This is a genomic window from Gemmobacter caeruleus, assembly GCF_008271655.1.
Taxonomy (GTDB): domain Bacteria; phylum Pseudomonadota; class Alphaproteobacteria; order Rhodobacterales; family Rhodobacteraceae; genus Gemmobacter; species Gemmobacter caeruleus.
The window spans coordinates 1-3,428 of record NZ_VKKX01000028.1 but is presented as its reverse complement, the minus strand read 5'-3'; the positions used below and the strand labels follow the sequence as shown (position 1 = coordinate 3,428).

3 protein-coding genes are annotated in these 3,428 nt (G+C 59.2%); all 3 read right to left on the bottom strand.

Translation table 11 applies throughout. The annotated features are described in order from the left end of the window. Positions 1–89 precede the first annotated feature (89 nt). Genes FOA17_RS10640 through FOA17_RS10630 form a run of 3 tightly spaced genes read right to left on the bottom strand, consistent with a single transcriptional unit; the run spans position 90 to position 3,243 of the window. Entirely contained in the window at positions 90–1,082 is a 993-nt protein-coding gene (locus FOA17_RS10640) for a tyrosine-type recombinase/integrase (protein WP_149141477.1), read from the bottom strand. After that, positions 1,079–2,026 (bottom strand): tyrosine-type recombinase/integrase, encoded by a 948-nt coding sequence (locus tag FOA17_RS10635; RefSeq protein ID WP_140849419.1) that lies wholly within the window; start codon positions 2,024–2,026, stop codon positions 1,079–1,081. Before FOA17_RS10635 ends, FOA17_RS10640 begins: the two co-directional genes overlap by 4 nt. Continuing rightward, on the bottom strand, positions 2,023–3,243 hold the full coding sequence (locus tag FOA17_RS10630; protein WP_140849423.1) for a site-specific integrase: 1,221 nt from the start codon (positions 3,241–3,243) through the stop codon (positions 2,023–2,025). Before FOA17_RS10630 ends, FOA17_RS10635 begins: the two co-directional genes overlap by 4 nt. Between the last annotated feature and the right edge of the window lie 185 nt (positions 3,244–3,428).

Sequence of the window (3,428 nt, the reverse complement as noted above, 5' to 3'; positions counted from 1 at the left end):
AGCATATTATGCCGGGATCAGGATTATGCCGCATGGCCAGTGCCCACGCTTTAGAGCGTTGGCCTTGGCCATGCGGTCATTCGGCATATTCAGAGCGACTCGAGGAAGGCCAGCAGCTGATCGTCTGGTCGGTATCGGCTGGATTTGACCCCCGGTGCAGTCACCTGTCGGAGCGCATTTTCCTTTAGACGCATATCCGCGTGGATGTAGATCTGGGTGGTTTCCACGGATTCATGGCCGAGCCAAAGCGCGATGACCGCTTGGTCGACACCGCTATGCAATAGTTCCATCGCGGTGCTGTGGCGGAGCGTGTGCGGTGTAACGCGCTTCCCCTCAAGGCTTGGACAGGTCTGCGCCGCCTTGGCGCAGTATTTTCGGACCAGATGCTCAAGTGCGTCGCGACTGAGACGGTCTCCGCGGATCGAGGGGAACAGCGGACCTTCGCTATCCTTGCGATCACGGATCCAGCCAGCGATCAATCTGGCCGTATCGCGGCGTAAGGGCGTCCGCCGGTCTTTTCGGCCTTTCCCAAGACATTTAACATGGGCACCGGTCCCGAAGACCACGTCGTTGCAGTTCAGATTGACCAACTCTGAAGCCCGCAGCCCAGTTTGGAGAGCGAGCAGCAGCAAAGTGTGATCCCTGCGCCCCACCCAAGTGGCGCGGTCGGGCGAGCCGAGCAATGCGGCGATTTCGTCGGCATCGAGGAACGTCACCGCCCTTTTTTCTTGGCGTTTGTTCGGCATGGCCAGAATGCGTTGGCAGTGATGCAACAACACTGGCTCCGTCATCGCAACATACCGGAAGAAGGACCGGATCGCCGCGAGCCGGGCATTTCGAGACCGGACAGCGTTGCCGCGGGACCCTTCGACATGGATGAGGAAGTTCGCCACCATGTCGGCATCGATATCGCCAACTTCCAGCTTCGTTGGGGCTTTGCCGCTGCAGGCCCCGGCATAGCGGATCAGCAGGCGGAAGGTGTCGCGATACGATGCGATGGTATGACGGCTTGCTTCCATTTGGACGCACAAGCGATCTGTGAAGAAGCGCTGCAGCAAGGCTGGGAATGTCGCGGTCCTCATTGCGACTCCTCCGCCGCAGAACTCTCGCCGATCCGTGCCGAGGCTAGTTCGAGAAGCTCGGGCACGGCCTGAAGGTACCAGTAGGTGTCCCTTGGCCCCTCATGCCCGAGGTAGGTCGTCAGCTTGTGCATTTCGCGCGCAGCATCATGTCCGGCGCGATACCAGCCTGTGATCGTCCGGACGGCAAAAGTGTGCCGAAGATCGTGGATGCGCGGTGGCCTTCCGGGCATGGGCTTGGCCCATGTACCCCGCATGCCGATGCTCTGACAGACACGAACAAAGTTTGCCCGCGCCCAGCAATAATCGGGTCGTTCGCCTTTGCAATTCACGAAGAGCGGTTCCGAGTGTCGTTCGAGCAGTCGATCCCGTTCGGTACAGTAGTTCTTCAGTCTCACCGCGACATCCGGATCGATTGGAAGGATTCGTTCCTTGCCATTCTTGCCGTTCTTTATGTGGAGCAACTGCCTCTCGGAATCGAAGTCTGCCGTGTCGAGCGCCAAGGCCTCTGCAACGCGCATGCCCGTGACAGTGATCAGACCATAGAGCATCGCGCAGGTCAGTCCGCGCAGCCCGTATATCGACGGCAATTCCCGCGCCGCCCCGATGATCTGGGCGAGTTCGGTATCGCTGTAGATGTACGGCGCGGACCGACTGACTCGTCCTGGCACGAACCCCCTCGGTGGAGGATCGTCGTGCCGATCATCCATACCGTGCAGCCATAGAGCAAATTGACGGACCGCGCTGAACCTACTGGCCTTGGTCCCGCTACTGGCAGGTCGCAGTCCATCCATCCATTCGAGCAGAAGCTCTTTTGTGACGAACTCTTTTCCGGCTTTGTCCACGAAGGTGGCAAAGCTGCGCAGGCGCAACTCGTCTGCTTTCAGTTTGGCGCCAAACATCCGGCGGAGATTGAGATATCGATCAAGCTCGGCGTGCAGGGTCATTGCTTTGCCTCCCCTGCGGGCCAAGGTTGGGCAACAGAACGAAGGTTTGCAATGTCGAGCTTCGCATAGATCATCGTCGTCGCGCGCGACTTGTGGCGCAGAACATCGCCCACCTCGTGCAAGGCTACGCCAGAGCGAACCATCCGAGTTGCGAGGCTGTGGCGAAGCACATGCGATCCGAGATACCGGGCAGGCATCTCGATCTTCAGTGCTGCGCAGGCCCGGGCAAGGATTTTGCTGACGATGCGGCTGTCCTTGAACCCGAGATAGGGGGCATAGGACCTGACAAAAAGAACGCGCGTTACGGTCGATGGTCGGGCATCGCGCAGGTAAGCGCTGATTGCGGCGCCGACATCTTCCGGAAGCGGGAGACGGTCACGCCGTTTGCCCTTTCCTCGGACGAGCAGCTCTCCCGCTCGCCAGTCGATGTCATCGATCTCTATCGCCATGACTTCGGGCACACGCAGGCCGAGCCGGGCCATCAGCAGGAACATGGCATAGTCACGAACGCCATAGCTGGACTCTCGCCGGACCCACTCAAGGATGGCCTCGATGTCTGTCGGCGGCAGATACCTGGGAAGTCGGTTGTTCTGGATGCGATGTACCTTCGGCACAGTCGACGACAGATTGGTTACGGTCAGGCCCCGGGCAAACAGGTACTGGAAGAAGCAGCGCAGATGGGATGCCGGCGTCCGCGCCATCGACAGACTCTTCCCCTTCTGGATGTGTTCGAGGAACGCAACGATGTCTTGGTGCCTGATCGACGAAGGGTCAGGCACTGTTTCGCCAAACCGGTGGTCCAAGAAGCGGACGGCATATCGCTTGACATGATAAACTGAACTCGGACTCAGGCCGCGTTGCCCGAGCAGGAAGCCTTCCAGGTCATCCAGCAGCGTGTCCTTTGCAATTTGGGCAGCAGATACAGGTGGCGGAATCGCAACGCCGATGCTGATGAGGTGGAGGACGAACCGTCTGACCAAGTTCGGGATCCGGACCGCGTTCACTCGATCAAATGGAACCTGCCGGGCAAGGCGATCGGCGATTTCCAGCGTCAATGACGTCGGCTCAACACCATGGGCCTCCAGAACCCGGCCAAACCGTCGAAGCTGGAAGCGATAGTTAGACAGCGCCCTACGCTGCATGTGCGTCGACGCGAGGCTCTCCTCGAACGAACTGAAGTAGGTGTCGAGGCAGGTTGGTTGGATTTTCTTGGCCATACGCTCTCTCCATGTTGCTGGCGCAACAAGGATTATGCCGAACGCCTTGGCACGAAACTGAGGGTTCAGGACCATGAAGCCGGTCAGCCGCACCTAATAATCTTTGGCTGGTCTGGCAGTATGCCAAGTCGATGCTTCTCGTCGACTGGAGGGCCATGCGGCATAATCCTGATCCCGGCATAATA

Coding starts and splice junctions, on each gene's coding strand:
- FOA17_RS10640 (WP_149141477.1), bottom strand. CDS start 1,082: ATGAGGACCGCGACATTCCCAGCCTTGCTGCAGCGCTTCTTCACAGAT.
- FOA17_RS10635 (WP_140849419.1), bottom strand. CDS start 2,026: ATGACCCTGCACGCCGAGCTTGATCGATATCTCAATCTCCGCCGGATG.
- FOA17_RS10630 (WP_140849423.1), bottom strand. CDS start 3,243: ATGGCCAAGAAAATCCAACCAACCTGCCTCGACACCTACTTCAGTTCG.